Origin of the sequence: Peribacillus frigoritolerans (assembly GCF_030676415.1) — a bacterium.
Lineage (GTDB): Bacteria > Bacillota > Bacilli > Bacillales > DSM-1321 > Peribacillus > Peribacillus frigoritolerans_A.
On sequence record NZ_JAUUTW010000012.1, the window covers coordinates 55,581 to 76,920 of the forward strand.

Sequence of the window (21,340 nt, forward strand, 5' to 3'; positions counted from 1 at the left end):
TATATCCCTCAGTACGCTCCCTCTACCCCTTCTAATTCATTTACGAGATATTTGCCTATCTTTTCCACCGCTGGGGAGAAGACGATCTCCTCGTGCGACCCTGGCACCGAATACTTATTCACTTTCCCCTGTAATAACGGCTTCCATTCCGTGAACAACTCTATGCCTTCTTCAGCACTGAAGTAGATGACCTCCCCAAAATATGGCGTTAAAACATGTTCTGCCATTAAATTTAGACACTTCCTGTGAGCATTGGTAATCTGCTTTAGACTCGTAAGATCCGCATCGTGCGGGAGCACTCCCTCCACAATCAACTGATCAACAAGCATTTCCTGTTGATGAACGAGCTCTTCTTCCTGCTCCACTAGCTCTAAATGGATGAAATGCTTCAATATATAAGATAGCATTTCATCCTCTGTCTTGTAATCCTGTTCTGAAGGCACCTTGGTATCCATGAGTACCAACACCTCAACTTCTTCTCCCTGGTTCCGTAACATAGTTGCGATTTCATAGGCGATGGCACCGCCCAGAGACCATCCTCCCAGACGATACGGCCCCTCTGGCTGAGCGCGCTTCATTTCCTCGATGTAGAGTTGAACTACTTCCGATAAAGTCAACCCGTTCATTCCTTCTTTCTCTACGAGAGGATTCTGTAGACCATAAAATGAGCAGTGATCCTTGAGTAACCTTGCTAGCTGAATGTAACAGAATACATTACCCATAAACGGATGAACACAGAAGAAAGGTCTTTTCTCTGATTCTTGTAGTGGAACCAGAACCGATAACGATTTTGCCATACCATGATTCTCACGGATGAGATAAGCGATCCCTTCCACTGTCGGGTTCTTAATCAGTGCGGACACCTTAATCTCTTTTCCAAATTTCTCTCTGACCTTTGAAATCAATTTGATTACAAGGAGAGAGTGACCCCCTCTATTGAAGAAATCATCGTTTACATGGACATCTTCTATCTGTAGCAAATCCTGCCAGATCGTAATCAGCTGATACTCGATTTCATCCCGTGGGATGATTGGTGTAGAAAAGGTACTTTCTCTTTGAATCGTTAAGCTGTTCAGTGCCTTTCGATCAACCTTCCCATTTGTTGTAAGCGGAATCGCGTCTACCTCAATAAAGTGTGCAGGAACCATATAATTCGGTACTTGTCTCTTGAGATGCTCACGCCATTCAAGCATACTTCCTTCACCCACCACATAGGCAACCAATCTCTGATCTCCTGTTTGGTCCTCTCTTATCAAGACTACTGCCTCTTTCACCGATGGATGACTTTCTAAATTCGCTTCAATCTCTCCAAGCTCAATCCGGAAGCCTCGAATTTTCACTTGATTATCGATTCTTCCCAGATAATCCAAATGGCCATCAGCTAAATAGCGGACCAGATCTCCCGTCCGGTATAACCGTTCCCCTTCATTAAATGGATGAGGAATAAAACGTTCGGACGTTAACTCTGGACGATTCAAATACCCTCTCGCTAGGCCTGCTCCACCGATATAAAGTTCACCCGTTACACCAACTGGAACAGGTAACCGATTTCCATCTAATACATAGGCTTGAACGTTCGGCAACGGACGCCCAATGGTTACTCGCTTGCTATCTTTTTTGATACGATAGCATGTCGCATCAACCGTACATTCTGTAGGACCATATACATTATAAAAATGGATATGGTCCTCCTCTACTAGTTGTTCCCACAGTGATGGCATAATCGCTTCTCCACCGACTAGTACCTTGCTTGGAACATGAACACTATCGTTTGTTTCTAACAACCCCTCATCTATGAGTAATTGGAGTAGTGAAGGTGTTATATCGAACATTTCCAACTTATTCTCCCGAATATAAGATACAAACTGTTGAGGATCACTGCGAACTTCGTTTGAAATAATATACAAACTAGAACCGTACAAAAGCATTTGTAATTGTTTAACGGATGAATCAAAGGCGATTGAGGCATTTAGACCAACGCGCATGTTAACAGGTATCACATGCGAAAAAACCTCTTTCTGTAAACCATAGGATAGATTTAATACCGAATGATGCTGCACCAAAACCCCTTTTGGATTCCCGGTCGAACCTGAAGTGTAGATAACATACGCCAAGTTTTCTCCTGTCACTTTACATATTGGTGAAAGGGTGCTTTCTCGTGAGATCATCGCTTGATCCCGATCTAAACAAACTGCTTCAACTTCTTCAGGTATCCAACCTTTTAATGCTTCGTTCGTGACCAATACTTGAATCCCTGTGTCCTCCAAAATATATCGTAGGTGACTTTCTGGATACGATGGATCCAACGGAACATAGGCTGATCCAGCTTTCAAGATTCCCATGAGACCGACAATCATCTCAACTGAACGTTGGAAACAAAGCCCGACCATTGATTCGGTCCCAATCCCACATTTATGGAGATAATGGGCCAATTGGTTTGCTTTTTCATTCAGCTCTCGATACGTCAACTGATGATTTTCATCCACTACCGCCACCGTGTCAGGTGTACGATTCACTTGATCTTCAAACAGTTTGTGGATCACACTCTCACGTGGATACGCTGCTGCATTATCATTCCATTCTTCCAGTAGTTGTTTCTGTTCTATTTCCGTAACATACACCAGCTCCGACAGAGTTTGATCAACGTTCTCGATCATTCGCTTTAACACCTGGCTTAAATGACCCAGCATCCGTTCAATAGTGAGGCCATTAAACTTGCTACGATCATACTTCAACTTTAACAACAACTGGCTTTCTGGAACAACTGTCAATCCTAATGGATAATGAGTTTGCTCTACTCCTTCCAACTCACCAATTTCTAGATTTCCTGAAGACTCCTCTTTCACTGGGTAGTTTTCAAACACATACAAGGTATGGAACAGCGGGGTTCCTCTAGGAACTTCACTCCATCCTTGAATCTCTGTCAAAGAAGCATATTCATATTGTCTTCTTTCTATCTCTTCCTCTTGTATCTTCTGCAACCAATCCATTACTTTTATATCATCTATTAACTGAATTCGCGTCGGTGATGTGGTAATAAAAGGACCTACAATGTTTTCAACATCAATAATCTCCGTAGGGCGTCCTGAGCTAGTTACACCATAGACAATGTCATCTTCTCCACTATACCGGCTCATGAGATACGCCCACGCACCTTGAATTACCGTATTCAAAGTGAGCCTATTGCGCTTCGCCCAGTTTTGTAACGCTTGGGTTTGCTCTTTTGATAAATAAGTTACCTTCTCTGTGTAACCTTTTTCTTGCTCCTTACTTTCTAAGCCAAGCAGGGTTGGCGCTGTAAAGCCTCTGAGTTTCTCTCTCCAGAATTTTTCCGCTTGCTCCTGATCCTGCTCGTTCAGCCACTGAATATATTTCTTGTATGGCGGTGACTTAGGTAAATCCACAGCCTCTCCTTTCATCCTCTTCTGGTACACTGTAAGCAATTGGTTAAAGACCAGTGGCAGGCTCCATCCATCCAACAAAATATGGTGATGCGTCCAAACAACCCGATATTCTTCCTCCGCTTCTTGAATGACAGTCACCCGCATCAATGGCGCTTCATCAAAAAGAAAGGCTTGTTTTCGATCCGATGCCAAAAAGGCTTTTCGTTTCTCCTCTTTTTCTTCATCAGACAACGCACGCCAATCCACTTCATTCAGCTTAAATGGGATATGTTCATACACCACTTGCAAGGGCTCTTCAATCTCATCCCACACAAATGCTGAACGAAAGATCTCATGCCGCTGGATCGTCGATTTCCACGCCTGCTCGAAAGTAAGGATATCCAATTTACCTTTAAACAGGAAACTTAATTGCACCATATACGGCGCCGAATGTTCATCCCCTTGATCATGCAGCGTATGAAAGATCATGCCTTCCTGCAAAGGTGATAGCGGATATAGGTCGGTAATCGGATAATTCTTTCCACGATTCATCTTAAATAGTACTTTGTTCAAATCTGTTGGGGTGAGATTTGCAATCGCAAAATCCGAAACGGTCAGCGCAGATTCTCCACCCGAAGAATGAATCAATCCACTCAATTGATGGAGCATATTCTCTGATACACTTTGAATGGTCGACTTCGCAAACTGTCCAACATTGTACACCCAAGTGAAATGAAGTTTTCCATCGGTTACAATCCCGATTACATCGATCAAATGTGATCGCTTGGAACCAGGAGCATGATCTAAGCGTGTAAACCCGGTCTCCGGAGCAAACATTGCATCGTCAGAGAACATTTGGTCAAATTGTCCAAGATAGTTAAAGCTAATGGACGGCGTGATTTGAGACTGGAATCGCTCACGCATCGCTGGATTTAAGTACCGCAAAATCCCATAGTCAACGCCCTTATTAGGAATTTGGCGCACTTGTTCTTTGACTGCTTTTAAAGCTGCGATGGGCGTGTTAGCACCTGTAATATTCAAGTGAACAGGATAGATACTTGTAAACCATCCCACGGATCTCGATAGGTCAACGTCTTCGATGATCTCTTCCCGACCATGACCCTCCAAATCCAAGGTCAGCGTAGGATGACCTGTCCATGCTGCCGTAGCCTGTACCAATGCTGCCAATAGTACTTCATTAATTTGGACACGATGGGTGCTTGAAATCTCTTGCAATAACGCACGGGTCTCTTTCTCATCTAGCACCACAGTAATCTCCTCGGTTGCTGTGTTTGCTGGATCTTCGAGTGTGGCATCCACTGGTATCATAGCCCCTTCTTGTTCGGACTGCCGCTCCCAGTAATCACGCACTTCTTGCACAATCCCAGATTCAGCGTAATGACGCAATTTCTCCGACCATGCTTTAAAGGATGTACTCTTTGTGGGTAATTGGATCTTCTGAGCCTGGCTCGCTTGATTATACCCCGTTTGCAGATCCTCCAGTAAAATTCGCCAAGAAACACCATCCACTGCTAAGTGATGAATCGCCCAGAATAATCGGCCGGGTCTCTTCTCACCTTCATCAAAATACACCATTCTCATTAGCGGTCCTGCGTGTAAGTGTACGCTTGCTTGTGCAGTGTCAATCTCCGCTTGAATCACTTGATGCCATTCTGCTTGTGGCACTTCTTCTAATGAAATCACTGTCAGCGTCGATTGTTCTTCAATTCCTTCATTCCGCTGTTTCCAAGCTCCATCCGGTAAACGTTCATATCTTAAACGCAAGGCATCATGATGAATCAGAAGGTTACGCACAGATTTCTCCAGTAATACGATATCCAGTCGCTCTTTTGTTCTAAAAAACATGGATTGATTCCAATGATGTGGGTTGGGATGATTTTGTTCAAAAAACCATTGCTGAATTGGTGTAAGAATCAGGTCTCCAGTTACAGCTCCTTGCTCCGCTTGTACACCCTGCTCTTCTTTGACTACTTGCGCCAACTCGGAAATCGTTTGGTGTTCAAACATTTGCTTCGGTGTCAATTGCAAACCTGCTTGCTTCGCGCGAGAGACAATCTGAATGCTGAGAATCGAGTCTCCACCGATTTCAAAAAAGTTTTCATGAATGCCAATCGGTTTTGTGCCTAACACACGTTCCCATATCATGGTAAGTATTTGTTCACGCTCATTTCTTGGAGCCACGTAGCCTCCTTCTGTCCCTTGACGATCTGGCACAGGCAAAGTTTTCCGATCAATCTTTCCATTTAGGGTCAGTGGTAACTCTTCCATCTCGACAAAGTAGGCGGGAACCATATGGCTTGGCAGTTGTGCTTTGAGATACTCGCGCCATTCTTCTTTACGCCCTTCACCCACTACATAGGCTACCAATCGCTTATCTCCTGGCTGATCTTCCCTCACCATCACAACGGCCTCTTTTACCGAGAGATGCTCCTGTAAGGTTGCCTCAATTTCCCCAAGCTCAATCCGAAATCCTCTAATTTTCACTTGGTTATCCAATCTTCCTAGATAATCCAAGTTACCATCAGGAAGGTACCTCACGAGATCTCCTGTTCGATATAGCCTCTCTCCTTCTTTGAATGGATGAGAAATAAAACGTTCGGACGTTAACGCTGGACGATTCAAGTATCCTCTCGCTAGGCCTGCTCCACCAATATAAAGTTCACCCGTTACACCAACTGGAACAGGTAACCAATTCCCATCTAATACATAGGCTTGAACGTTCGGCAACGGACGGCCAATGGTTACTCGCTTACTATCTTTTTTGATACGATAGCATGTCGCATCAACCGTACATTCTGTAGGACCATATACGTTATAAAAATGGATCTTGTCAGCCTCTACTAATTGTTCCCATAGTGACGGCACAATTGCTTCGCCACCGACCAGTACCTTACTTGGAACATGAACACCATCATTTGTTTCTAACAACCCGCCATCTATGAGTAATTGGAGTAATGAAGGTGTCATATCGAACATTTCCAACTTATTCTCCCGAATATAGGATAGAAACAGTTGAGGATCACTGCGAACTTCGTTCGGAATAATATACAAACTAGAACCATACAAAAGCATTTGTAATTGCTGAACGGATACATCAAAGGCGATCGAAGCATTTAAACCGACGCGCATGTTAGTAGGTGTCTCATGTGAAAAAACTTCTTTCTGTAAACCATACGATAGATTTAGTACAGAATGATGCTGTACCAAAGCCCCCTTTGGATTCCCGGTCGAACCCGAAGTATAGATCACATACGCTAAGTTTTCTCCTGTCACTTCGCATATTGGTGAAAGGGTGCTTTCTCGTGAGATCATCGCTTGATCCCGGTCCAAACAAACTGCTTCAACTTCTTCAGGTATCCAACCTTTTAATGCTTCGTTCGTGACCAATACTTGAATCCCTGTGTCCTCCAGAATATATCGTAGGCGACTTTCTGGATACGATGAATCCAATGGAACATAGGCTGCCCCAGCTTTCCAGATTCCCATGAGACCGACAATCATCTCAACTGAACGTTGGAAGCAGAGCCCGACCAATGACTCTGTCCCAATCCCACATTTCTGGAGATAATGGGCCAATTGGTTTGCTTTCTCATTCAGCTCTCGATACGTCAACTGATGATTTTCATCCACCACCGCCACGGTGTCAGGTGTACGATCCACTTGATCTTCAAACAGTTTATGGATTACACTCTCACGTGGGTACGCTACAGCATTATCATTCCACTCTTCTAGCAGCTGCTGCTCCACTTCCGATAGCATCGTCAACTTCGTCAGTGATTTATCAGGATGTTCCACGATTTCATTCAACCAGTTTTCAAAATGCTCAGCCATACGTCTGATAGTTACAACGTCAAATAAATCAGTCTTATAGACAAAAGAAAGGACTAAACCCTCTTCCACCTCTGCGGCGCTTAAACTCAAATCAAACTTGGCGATCGAAGCATGAATTTCCATCGCTTCTAAACTTCTTCCATGAAGCTTTGGTAGACCTTGTTTCGTGTTTTGCAAGGTAAACATGGTTTGGAAGATCGGAGAATGACTTATACTTCGCTCGGGTTGTATGACCTCTACAATCTTTTCAAACGGAACATCTTGGTACTCATACGCTCTCAATGCTTTTGTCCTTACCTGATACAACAACTCTTGGAATGTTGGTGCGCCACTCAGATCAGCCCGATAAACCAACGTGTTGACGAAGAAACCAATCAACCCTTCAATCTCGCGATAATTCCGATTTGCAATCGGGCTTCCGACAAGAATATCGGATTGTCCTGTATAACGGGAGAGGAAGCTTTGATACGATGCCAGTAAGGTCATGAAGAGCGTCGACCCTTCTTGACGACTAAGTTCGTTCAGTTTGTCGCGTAACGAGCGTGACAACAACACAGTGTGTGTCGATCCGCTATGGGTTTGCTCCGCAGGACGAGGACGATCCATCGGCAACATTAAGACTGGTAACTCGCCAGACAGCTCTTCCTTCCAATATGCAAGCTGCTGATCAAGTACTTCTTCTTTCAACCATTCCCTTTGCCATTGGGCAAAGTCAGCATATTGAACCGGTAATGGTGCGAGTTCTACTGGTTTACCACCAACCGCAGCTTCATAGAATGCCATCCATTCTTGGAGCAAGATTTCCATCGACCAGCCATCCGAGATAATATGATGCATGGTACAAATAAGAATCCATTCTTCTGCGATTTGCATGATTTGCCCACGGATCAACGGACCTTGTCCTAAGTCAAATGGCGCTTCGACTTCGTTTTGGATCAATTGTTCCATTTCCCTTTCTCTCTCTTCCGGAGAAAGCGTAGTTAGATCCATTTGGGAAAGGGACCGGAAAGCATACGGTTGAATCTGTTGCACTGGATGACCATCCACTTCATGGAACACCGTCCGCAAAGATTCATGACGCTCTAACAACTGATTCCATCCCGTCTCCAATGCTTCGGGTACCCAATTCCCTGTAAGATGGCATACTATCGGCATATTATAAAGTGCACTATTGGGCGTGAATTGGTCGATGAACCACAGGCGCTGTTGGGCATAAGAGAGCGGAATGGCTTCTCCCCGTTCCATCGGCAAAAGCGGTGGAATCTCTCGTTTTTTGTCTCCTTTACACAATTGGTCCAATCGCTTCGCCAACGCCTCTACTGTTGAATGCTCAAACAGTTCACGCACTAGCAGTTCGATTTGTAATGCTTCTTTTAACCGGGAGACAACTTGGGTAGCAAGTAGCGAGTGTCCACCTCGCTCGAAGAAGGAATCCTGAACACCAATATTTTCTATGTCTAGCACTTGACTCCATACCAATGCGATGAGCTCTTCCATCGGAGTTCTTGGGTATACGGTATTTTCAGTAGATGGTTCATCAGGTACAGGCAATGCTTTCAAATCAAGTTTTCCATTCGGTGTAAGGGGTAAAAGTGCCATCTCGACAAAGTGTGCCGGAACCATGTAATTCGGTAAATGTGTTTGCAGATGCTCCCGCCATTCATGTACACTTCCTTCACCAACTACATAAGCTATCAATCGCTTGTCTCCTGGATGATCCTCTCTTACCAGCACAACAGCTTCTTTCACAGACAAATGCGCCTGCAAAGTTGCTTCAACTTCTCCCAGTTCAATCCGGAAACCACGAATCTTTACTTGGTCATCCATACGACCACGGAACTGGAGATCACCGTCAGGAAGATAACTTGCTTTGTCCCCGGTGTAATAGAGACGTTCCCCTGACTTGAACGGATGCGGAATGAATTTTTCCTCTGTGAGTTCCGGACGATTGACATAGCCACGAGCAAGGCTCTTTCCTCCGATATAGAGATCTCCAATCACTCCCACCGGCACCGGCTGAAGGTGAGAATCTAACACGTATACTTCTGTATTCGCAATCGGTCGACCAATTGACGGAGTACCTGTTGTCATTCCTACAGGCACGTAACAATCAGTGGTAACGACGGTATTTTCCGATGGACCATACTGATTAATCACTGCAAAAGGGATTTGTTCAGATGGATACTGTGTTAACTGATCTCCTCCCGTAATGATAAAACGGAGATCCGTCTTCTCTGGCCAAGATAATTTCAAGAGTCTTTCGAGAATAGGTGTAGGCGCAAAGCTAGCCGTGATCCGTGAATCAATGAGCCAATCTCGTAGAGCCTCTGGATTAATTCGCAACTCTTCTGTTGACAGGTATAGTACTGCACCAGCAGTGAGATAAGGCCAAATCTCCTGGACAGCTGAGTCAAAGGCAATCCCCGCAATCTGAGTCGCACGATCCTGTGCTGTAATTTGGTATACGGCTTGATGCCAAGAAACCATATTCATCAATGACCGATATTCGACCATGACACCCTTTGGCTTTCCTGTGGAACCAGAGGTGTAGACGATATAAGCTAAGTGCTCGGGTTTTACCCGCCGCTTCGGTGCGATCACGCTTTCATCTGTTATTTCTTCTACTCTCACCGTTTCGACCTGTTCGGAAAGACTTTCTTGCGCTGCTGTCGTCACCACGATTTGGATTCCTGCATCTTCAATCATGTATTGTAACCGTGATTTCGGAAACAACGGATCTAGGACGACATAGGCCCCGCCAGCTTTTAATATGCCAAGTAAACTTGCAATGAGCTCAGCCGATCTCGGGAGGTAGACGCCCACAACTGATTCAGGAACAACCCCTTTTTTCTGCAAAACATGTGCCAACTGATTTGCTAGCGCATCCAGTTCACCATAGGTCCACTCTCTCATTTGATCGACCACTGCAATCGCATCGGGACGTCGTGCTACTTGGTCCTCAAATCCGTCGCAAATAAGACCCTCTTGGGACATTTCCATTGCGGTGTCATTCCATGTCTCTACTAACAAATCACGCTCAAATTCGGATAGCATCCCCAGACTATTCAACGATTTTTGTGGATGATGAGAAACTTCATGTAGCCATTTCTCAAAATGTCCTGCCATTCGTTCGATGGTTGTAACATCAAATAAATCCTTATTGTATTCAAAAGCGAACATTAATCCTTCTTCCGTCTCGGCTGCCATTACACTTAAATCAAATTTCGCGATCGGGCTATGGCTTTCTATCATATCGATCCTTCTACCAGACAACACCGGAAGCTCTTGTTTCATATTTTGTAAGATGAACATCGTCTGGAAGATCGGAGAATGACTTGTACTCCGCTCGGGTTGCACAACTTCCACAATTTTTTCAAATGGAATATCTTGATATTCATATGCTTTCAGTGCCTTTTGACGCACCTGCGACAAAATATCTTGGAAGGTCAGTGTACCACTCAGATCAGCCCGATAGACCAGCGTGTTCACGAAGAAGCCGATTAATCCTTCAATCTCTCTGTAATTACGATTCGCAATTGGACTTCCGACGAGAATATCTTCTTGTCCTGTATAACGGGAGAGGAAGCTTTGATACGCAGCCAACAAGGTCATGAAGAGAGTCGATCCTTCTTGACGACTGAGTTCGTTCAATTTGTCGCGTAATGAACGTGACAGTAACACAGTGTGTGTCGATCCGTGATGGGTTTGTACCGCCGGACGAGGGCGATCCATCGGCAGTTGTAGCAAGGGAAGCTCACCAGACAATTCTTCCTGCCAATAGTGGAGTTGCTGTTCAAGCAATTCTTCCTTCAACCATCCCTTTTGCCACTGGGCAAAGTCCGCATATTGGATCGGTAATGGTTCAAGTTCTGCTACCTTCTCATCCGTTGCTTCCTCATAGAAAGCTATCCATTCTTCAAGTAGGACTCCCATCGACCATCCGTCCGAAACGATATGATGCAGGATGCAGAGGAGGACCCAATCCTCTTCTCCCACTCGTAAGAGGATTGTCCGAATCAGTGGGCCTTCTCCTAAGTCAAATGGCACTTCTGTTTCTTGCTGCATCAAACGCTTAACTTCCGCTTCTCGCTCTTCCGGGGAAAGCATAGTTAAATCCATTTGAGAAAGGGACCGGAAAGCATACGGTTGAATCTGCTGCACTGGATGACCATCCACTTCATGGAACACCGTCCGTAAAGATTCATGACGTTCTATCAGCTGATTCCATCCCGTCTCCAATGCTTCGGGTACCCAATTCCCTGTAAGACGGCATACCATCGGCATATTATAAAGTGCACTATTGGGCGTAAATTGGTCGATGAACCACAGTCGCTCTTGGGCATAAGAAAGCGGAATGGCTCCTCCCCGTTCCATCGGCATAAGCGGTGGAATCTCTCGTTTTTTGTCTCCTTTACGCAACTGATCCAGTCGCTTCGCCAGCGCCTCCACCGTTGAATATTCAAACAGTTCACGCACCGGTAGTTCGATTTGGAAGACTTCTTGTATACGTGAGACAACTTGGGTAGCGAGGAGCGAGTGGCCACCAAGTTCGAAGAAGGAATCCTGAACACCAATATTCCCCATACCTAACACTTGACTCCATACCGATGCGATGAGCTCTTCCACTGGTGTTCGCGGTGAGACAATATCTACACTCATGGACTGTCCATCCAATGCCAGTAAGGCTTTGCGATCGATTTTGCTATTCGGAGTGAGTGGCATCGCTTCCATTTCGACAAAATATGCCGGAACCATGTAATTCGGTAATTGCGTCTTGAGATGCTCGCGCCATTCTCCAGTGTTTCCTTCACCCACCACATAAGCTACTAACCGCTTGTCTCCTGGATGATCTTCCCTCACTAAAACAACAGCCTCTTTCACAGATGAATGATTGTGTAGGACCGCTTCAATTTCTCCCAGCTCTATCCGGAAGCCTCTGATTTTCACTTGGTTATCTATTCTTCCGATATACTCCAAGTTGCTGTCATTCAGATACCTCACCAGGTCCCCCGTCCGATAGAGCCGTTCCCCCTCCTTAAATGGATGCGGAATAAAACGTTCAGCAGTTAACTCTGGACGATTGAAGTAGCCACGTGCCAAGCCTACACCACCAAGGTAAAGTTCCCCAGCCACACCTATCGGTACCATCTGTTGGTTTTGATCCAACACATACAATTCGGTATTATCAATCGGACGACCAATTGGAATAAGCATCTGTTCATTTTCTAAATCACAATCATAGTAAGTAACATCTACAGTCGCTTCGGTAGGACCATACAAGTTGCTTAACTTCGTTTGCTGAAAATCATAAAACACACCCTTAAACCGGCGAACCTGTTCGGTATTTAACGCTTCTCCACTAGTGAAAACCTGACACAAAGACGATACGTCCTTTTTCGCTTTGGATTGTTCCATATAATCCAAGAATGTAGATAACATCGAAGGAACAAAGTGCATCGTGGTCACGCGATATCGCTCAATACACTCCTCAATCATTGCAGGATCCTTCTCTCCACCCGGTGGAAGTAAACAAACACGTGCTCCTACAAATGACCACCAAAATAATTCCCAGACAGAGACATCAAACGAAAACGGCGTTTTTTGAAGAATCGTATCCTGTTCAGATAATGGATAGTTTTTTTGCATCCACTGTAATCGGTTGATAACCGAGTGGTGTTCGATCATCACTCCCTTCGGATTCCCTGTCGAACCCGAAGTGTAAATGATATACGCCAAGTTGTTTGCTGTCACTCCACTCACTGGTGCCAAGCTACTCTCTTTAGAAATCGCTGCTTGATCCCGATCCAAACAAATCGCTTGGATACCTTCGGGCAACCAACCCAGTAGCGCTTCCTTTGTTAAAAGCACTTGGATCTTTGAGTTCTCTAATATGTATCTCAGGCGATTTTCGGGATAACTCGGATCCAGCGGGACATAAGCCCCACCAGCTTTGAGAATCCCTAAGAGACCAATGATCATATCGGGTGAACGCTCGACACATATACCGACCAATGACTCAGGTCCTATATTCCGTTTCTGTAAATAATGTGCCAATTGGTTCGCTTTCTCGTTGAGTTCTTGATACGTCAGCTGTCCACCTTCATACACTACCGCCACCGCTTCAGGTGTACGTGCAACCTGCTGCTCAAACAGTTCGTGAATCAAGCTCTTATGTGCATAAACTACGTCAGTGTCATTCCATTCTTCTAAGAGCTGCTTCTGTTCTGTGTCCGATAGCATCGGCAGCTTTGTAAATGATTCATCTGGATGATGAACAATTTCGTTCAACCAGTTTTCAAAATGCCCTGCCATGCGTGCAATGGTTCTACTGTCAAATAGATCTGTATTGTAATCAAAAGAGACAAATAGGCCTTCTTCCACCTCAAAAACGGTTAGACTCAAATCAAATTTCGCGATGGAAATATTACTTTCTATCATTTCCAAACTTCTCCCAGACAGCTCTAATCGTTCTTGTTTTATATTCTGTAGTGTAAACATGGTCTGGAAGATCGGCGAATGACTCGTACTCCGTTCAGGTTGTACAGCTTCTACCACTTTTTCAAACGGAATATCTTGATATTCATACGCCTTCAACGCCTTTTTCTTTATCTGAGACAAAATCTCCCGAAACGTAGGAGTTCCACTCAGATCCACCCGATAGACTAACGTATTGACAAAGAAGCCAATTAATCCCTCTACTCCTTTATGATTCCGATTCGCAATCGGACTTCCGACGAGAATATCTTTTTGCCCCGTATAACGAGCAAGAAAGCTCTGATACGCAGCCATTAAGGTCATGAATAAGGTGGATCCTTCTCGTTGACTTAAATCCTTCAATGAACTGAGTAGTGTGTGAGGAAGAACCACGTGATACGTGTCCCCAGCGTACGTTTGCGTAACCGGTCGAGGGAAATCCACTGGCAGTTGTAGTATAGGAAGCTCACCGGACAATTCTTCCTGCCAATACGTGAGTTGTCGATCCAACACTTCACCCTGCAACCACTGCTTTTGCCATTTCGCAAAGTCTGCATATTGAATCGATAGCGAACTTAGTCCAGCAGGCTTCCCACTCGTTTCCTCCTCGTAGAAGGCAAGCAATTCATTGATCAATATGCCGATGGACCACGCATCAGAAATAATATGGTGCATGGTACATAGCAATAACCATTCCTCTTTCCCTAATTGAACCAGTTGATTACGAATCAAAGGGCCATTCATTAAATCAAACGGATCCTGCGCTTCTCTAGCAATCAAACTCTCTATCTCTTTTTCCTTTACTTCCAGAGGAAGGTGAGAATAATCCTCTACAGGTAGTTTTCTAGGAAGGAATTCTACAATGTGTTGTACCGGTTGGTCTCCTAATTCCTTAAAAACGGTGCGTAATGATTCATGACGCTCAATGAGTCGATTTAATCCCTTTTCCAATGCTTCAGGTATCCAATGTCCTTTTAGACGCCATACTGTCGGAATATTATATAATGAACTATTTGGGTTAAATCGGTCCATAAACCACAAACGTTGTTGTGCATAGGACAACGGAAGCGCTTCTTTATTCTCCTTTTTCTGCATCTGCTTCTGAAGCCACGCTCTCTTCTCAGGAGAAAGCAAATCCAGCTTCGCAAGTAAATCACTTCTCATTTTTTCACCCCTTCCTCAACCAAGTTGCTCTCGAATATACCTTGCGCTTCTTCCTCTGATAACTCTTCCAATTGCTTAAGAAGTTCAAGTAACTCTTCATCATTACTCGCTGCTGCTTCTTTTTGAATATAGTCTTGAAAACTTACATTCCCCTTACTATCATTCTGCGCTTGCTCATTTCCACTACGGCGCAACTGATTAACCCTTTCTGCCAATTCCTGCACCGTAGTATACGTAAATAAATCATGCAGTGGTAACTCAATTCCAAAGGCTTCTTTCAGACTAGAAACAGCTTGTGTAGCGAGTAATGAATGACCACCAAGTTCAAAAAACGAATCATGAATCCCGATATTTTCCGTGCCTAAAACTTGATGCCATATCGAAACAATTGCTTCTTCCGTAGGTGTACGAGGGGCAACATAACCACCCTCTGCTTCCTTGCAATTTGGTGCAGGTAAGGCTTTCCGATCGATTTTCCCATTTGGGGTGAGTGGGAAAGCTGCCAATCCGACAAAGTGTGCCGGAACCATGTAATTTGGTAACTGGGTCTTGAGATAATCACGCCAATCATGAGCATTTTCTTCTCCCACTACATAGGCAACCAAACGCTGATCACCCGGATAATCTTCGCGTACCATCACAACAACTTCGTTTACCGATGAATGCCTTTGTAACGTCGCTTCAATCTCACCTAGCTCAATCCGGAATCCACGGATCTTCACTTGATGATCGATCCGACCAAGATAATCCAAAGTCCCGTCCGGTAGGTACCTCACAAGGTCTCCCGTCCGATATACTCGCTCCCCTTCTTTAAATGGATGCGGGATAAAACGCTCGTTTGTTAAGTCAGGGCGGTTTAAGTAGCCACGCGCCAAGCCTGATCCCCCAATGTAAAGCTCACCGACTACACCAATCGGTACCATTTGCTGGTTTGCACTGAGTACATATACTTCTGTGTTAGAGATGGGTCTACCAATCGGTGGTACCTTGTGCATGACACCCTTTTCTAGCTTCATATACGTGGAATAAGTAGTATCTTCGGATGGACCGTATAGGTTGTACACCTTTTCAATCGGACTTCTCTCATACAAGTGCTGGACCAATGACTGCGGCAACGGTTCTCCAGCCAAATTCATCACCCTTACCGAAGAAGGGATTGTCTTTGCTCGAACCAGTTCCTTCGCTGCTGATGGCACAGTATTGACCAAAGTCACATCCTTCGTGGACAACTTGTCCAGATGAAGAGCACTTTCAGCGACAATCACCTTGCCACCCATCGTCAAAGGAACAAACACTTCAAAAACCGATAGATCAAAGGATAGTGAAGTTGAAGCCAGCACTCCCGCTAATTCCTGTCGGGAATAGGTTTGATGTGCCCAATGGATCATCGTCAACGTACTCCGATGCTCAATCATCACTCCCTTAGGATTACCAGTGGATCCTGAGGTATAGATGATATAAGCTAAGTTATCGCTTGTTACTTCACTCGTACATGCCGTCGTTACTTCCTGTTCGATCGCTGCTCGATCACGATCGATACAAATCATGTCAACGGATTCAAGTAACGTCATTTTTTGCTGCAACTTTTCCTGTGTCACTAGTACTTCGATATGAGCATCCGCTAAAATATACCGTAGCCGACTCTCCGGATACGCAGGATCAATCGGTACATAGGCTCCTCCTGCTTTCATGATTCCTAAGAGACCGACAATCATCTCGGATGAACGTGTAACGCTAATCCCAACCAATGATTCACATCCCACCCCCCGCTTCTGGAGATAATGGGCCAACTGATTGGAACGTTCGTCCAGTTCTCGATACGTTAGCTCCTCATCTTTGCACACTACCGCGATTGCTTCTGGCGTTTTCTCCACTTGTTCCTCAAACAATGTATGAATCGTGCCTTCACGTAGGTCCACGGCACCTGTGTCATTCCATTCCTCTAGTAACCGCTTATATTCTGCTTTCGATAGCATATTCAGTTTTGATAGAGAATCTTTTGGATGAGATACAATTTCATATAACCAATGTTCAAAATGGCCTGCCATTCGTTCAATGGTTGCAGCATTAAATAAATCGGTATTATATTCGAAAGTTAGTAATAATCCTTCTTCCGTCTCCGATGCAAACAAACTCAAATCAAATTTGGCAGCCGAAGTATGACTTTGCATCATCTCCATGTTTCTTTCAGATAGCTGAGGCAACCCTTGTTTCGTATTCTGTAAGGTAAACATGGTTTGGAAAATCGGCGAATGACTGGTATTCCGTTCAGGTTTTACGGCTTCTACCACTTTCTCAAACGGAATGTCCTGATACTCGTATGCTTTTAGTGCTTTTTTTCGTATCTGCGACAGAAGTTCTTGGAACGTCGGATTTCCACTGAGATCAGCTCGATAAACCAACGTATTTACAAAGAAACCAATTAATCCTTCAATCTCCCTAACATTCCGGTTCGCAATCGGGCTTCCAACCAAGATGTCGTCTTGTCCCGTATAACGAGCAAGAAAGCTTTGATACGCCGCCATCAAGGTCATAAATAAGGTGGATCCTTCTCGCTGACTTAACTCCTTAATCTTTTCCCATAGGGAATACGACAACATCAGAGACTGACTTGCACCACTGTGGGTTTGAACAGCAGGGCGAGGACGATCCATCGGTAATTGCAAGACCGGTAACTCACCAGCTAATTCTCCCTTCCAATATTGAAGGTGCTGATCAAAATCCTCTTCTTTTAGCCATTCTTTTTGCCACAGAGCAAAGTCCGCATATTGAACGGGTAACTTCTTCAGCTCCACTGGCTTTCCACTTAGCGCTCCTTCATAAAAAGCCATCCATTCTTCGAGCAAGATCCCCATTGACCATCCATCCGAAATAATATGATGCATCGTACAAAGAAGTACCCATTCCTCTTTATCCATTTTCAAAATTCGCGTTCGAATTAAGGGAGCTTGTCCCAAATGAAATGGTTCTTCCGCTTCGTTTTGAATGAGCCGCTTCATCTCTCTTTCTCTATCTTCCAGAGAGAGAATTGTTAGATCCATTTGGGGGAGGGGCCTGAAAATATGCGACTGAATCTGTTGAACGGGTTGACCGTCCCGCTCATGAATCACCGTCCGCAATGATTCATGACGTTCAATCAACTGATTCCATCCCATCTCCAATGCTTCAAGTGACCATTTTCCTGTCAGTCGACATGATGCATGAATATTGTACATCGCACTATTTGGCGTTAACTGATCAATGAACCATAGGCGTTTCTGTGCGTAAGAAAGCGGAATGGATTCTTGCCGTGCCATAGGTACAAGTGGTGGAATCTCTCGTCTTTTGTCTCCTTTACACAACTGATCTAGTCGCTTCGCCAATGCCTCTACCGTATCGTACTTGAAGAGTTCGCGTAGTGGGATTCTGATCTGGAATACTTCTTGTAATCGAGAGACGATTTGAGTAGCGAGTAGTGAGTGCCCACCCCGTTCAAAGAAAGAGTCCTGAATGCCGATATTTTCTATTCCTAACACTTGACTCCAAACCGAGGCAATGAGCTCTTCCGATGGCGTTCGCGGTAGGGCGTTAAAATCTCCCAGAGGTTGTCCATCCGGTGCTGGTAAGGCTTTTCGGTCGATTTTCCCATTCGGAGTAAGCGGGAAAAATTCCAACTCTACAAGGTGTGCTGGAACCATGTGACTCGGTAATTGGTTTTGGAGATACTCTCGCCACTTTTGGATATTTCCATCGCTTATCACATACGCCACCAATCGCTGATCGCCTGGGCGATCTTCTCTTACTAGCACGACAGCCTCTTTGATAGACGAATGCCTTTCTAAAGTCGCTTCAATTTCTCCAAGCTCAATCCGAAAGCCACGCATTTTCACTTGATGGTCCATTCTTCCTATGAATTTTAAATTCCCATCAGTTAGATATCTTACTAGATCTCCGGTTCGATATAGCCGTTCTCCTAATTGAAACGGATGCGGAACGAATCGTTCAGCAGTTAGATCAGGGCGGTTTAAGTAACCACGTGCTAAGCCTGCACCACCAATATACAACTCACCCTCTATCCCTATCGATTGCAAGCGCTGATTCCGATCTAATACATATAGTTGGATATTTTGTATCGGATTTCCAATAGAAACAAATTCTTGATTGCGTTGACAGTCATATGCATTCACGTAAATGGTTGCTTCTGTTGGTCCATAAAAGTTGGTCAATTTAACTTGTCCGCCCTGATCCCAGTGCTGTTGAAATCGTCTAACCAACCCTGGACTAAGCTCTTCCCCACCAGAAAACACATGACGCACGGATGAACATTTCCGTTTCAACTCAATATGATCGAAATGATCTAAGAAAACAGATAGCATCGAGGGAACAAATTGGACAACGGTAACCCGATGGTTCTCTATCACTTCAGCTATTATGGAAGGCTCTTTCTCCGCCCCCGGAGGCAGGAAGGATACACATGATCCTACACTAATACCCCAAAATAACTCCCACACAGATACGTCAAATGAAATCGGTGTTTTCTGCAAGACCACATCCCTTTCAGAGAGTGGATATTGATGTTGCATCCATTCAAGATAATTGATCACCGAATGATGCTCGATCATCACTCCCTTTGGTTTTCCTGTAGATCCTGAAGTATACATGACGTATGCTAAATCTTTTCCTGCTACACTACTTATACATGCGGTCGGTTCTTCCTTTTCAATCGCAATGCGATCTTGATCCATACAAATTATTTCGATTTGTTCGGATATACCTATTTTTCCCAACCCTTCTTGCGTCACTAGTACTTCGATTCTAGCATCTTCTAATATATAGCGTAGCCGACTCTCGGGATACGTAGGATCAAGCGGAACATAGGCTCCTCCTGACTTTAGAATCCCTAGCAACCCTATCATCATTTTTGGGGATCGTTCCATATATACGCCGACTAAAGACTCTGGACCCACACCACACTTCTGTAAATAGTGAGCCAGCTGATTAGCACGCTCATTCAGCTCTCTATAGGTAAGTTGCTCATTTTCATAAATAACCGCGATCGCTTCTGGTGTTTTCTCTACTTGCTGCTCAAATAACGCATGAATCATGCTCTCACATGAATATTCAACTTGGGTATCATTCCATTTCTCTAGTAGTTGTGTCCGCTCTTCCATTGTTAAATTGGTAATTTCGGATAGCTTTGGATCCGAGCTTTTCGTCATCTGGATCAATGTTTGCGATAGATGACCCTGAATCCGATGAATGGTCTCTTCATCAAAATGATTCCGGTCATACATCAACTTGAAAGTGATTTCCTTACCTGGCATTGCAATGAACGTCAAAGGATAATTTGTTTGTTCTGCACTTTGAGCCTCTAGTAATCTTAAATCAGCATTGCGTTCTCCTTGGATCGGGTAATTTTCGAACACATACAAAGTATGAAATAAAGCACTACTCCTTGGAACTTCACTCCAACCTTGAATATCGACCAATGAATTATACTCGTATTGTCTCCGTTCCATTTCTTTCATCTGTATCTTACGGAGCCATTCTACTACTGATGTATCATCCGTTACACGAATTCGGGTAGGCAATGTGTTAATGAATAGACCAACCATTTTCTCTGCTCCTACTAATTCAGAAGGACGTCCAGAACTAGTCACACCAAACACGATGTCGCTTTCGCCGCTATATCGGCTCATCAAGTAAGCCCAGGCTCCTTGCAGTAACGTATTTAATGTTAGCTGATTATTTCGCACCCACCCTTGTAAAGACTCAGTCAGTTCCTCAGATAGCCGATAAACACACTCTCCATACCCCTTCTCCTGCCCCTGGTCACTTCTATCCATCTCTAATGGCGTAGGTGCATGAAATCCTTTTAATTCTTCTGTCCAGAATTTCTCAGCTTTACTTAGATCTTGTTTATTAATCCACTGGATATATTTTTTATAGGGAAGAGACTTGGGAAGATCGAATGCTTCTCCCTTTATCATCTTGAGATAAACTTCCATCACTTCACTGAAGATCAGGGACACACTCCAGCCATCCAACAAAATATGATGATGCGTCCAAATGATTCTCGTTTCTTCTTCTGTTTCTTTAATCGCAGTGATTCTCATTAACGGTGCTTCGTCTAACGAAAACCCTTGCCTCCGATCAGCATTCAAAAACTGGTGTAATTTCTTTTCCCTCTCTCCACATGGAAGAGCACTCCAGTCTTCTCGATGAATGGTAAAAGGAAGACGTTGATAAACAGCTTGCAATGGCTTTTCTACTTCCTCCCATACAAATACAGAACGCAGGATCTCATGTCGGTGAATGATGTATTCCCAAGCCTTTTCGAAAGTAGCAACATCCAATCGACCACCGAGTAAGAAACCTACCTGTACAATGTAGGAAAAAGAATGATCATCATCTTGATCATATAAAGTATGAAACAGCATCCCTTTTTGCAAGGGGGATAATCCGTATATATCAATAATGTCCCTCAT

At 44.3% G+C, this 21,340-nt stretch carries 2 protein-coding genes; both read right to left on the minus strand.

Going from position 1 to position 21,340, the window contains the following annotated elements:
- Nucleotides 1-8 precede the first annotated feature (8 nt).
- Entirely contained in the window at nt 9-14,873 is a 14,865-nt protein-coding gene (locus tag Q8G36_RS13255; protein WP_305160615.1) for a non-ribosomal peptide synthetase, read from the minus strand.
- On the minus strand, nt 14,870-21,340 hold the full coding sequence (locus Q8G36_RS13260; RefSeq protein WP_305160616.1) for a non-ribosomal peptide synthetase: 6,471 nt from the start codon (nt 21,338-21,340) through the stop codon (nt 14,870-14,872). Before Q8G36_RS13260 ends, Q8G36_RS13255 begins: the two co-directional genes overlap by 4 nt.

Bases quoted from the DNA above. Each gene is read 5' to 3' on its own strand.
- Q8G36_RS13255 (WP_305160615.1), bottom strand. From the start codon at position 14,873: ATGAGAAGTGATTTACTTGCGAAGCTGGATTTGCTTTCTCCTGAGAAG.
- Q8G36_RS13260 (WP_305160616.1), bottom strand. From the start codon at position 21,340: ATGAGGGACATTATTGATATATACGGATTATCCCCCTTGCAAAAAGGG.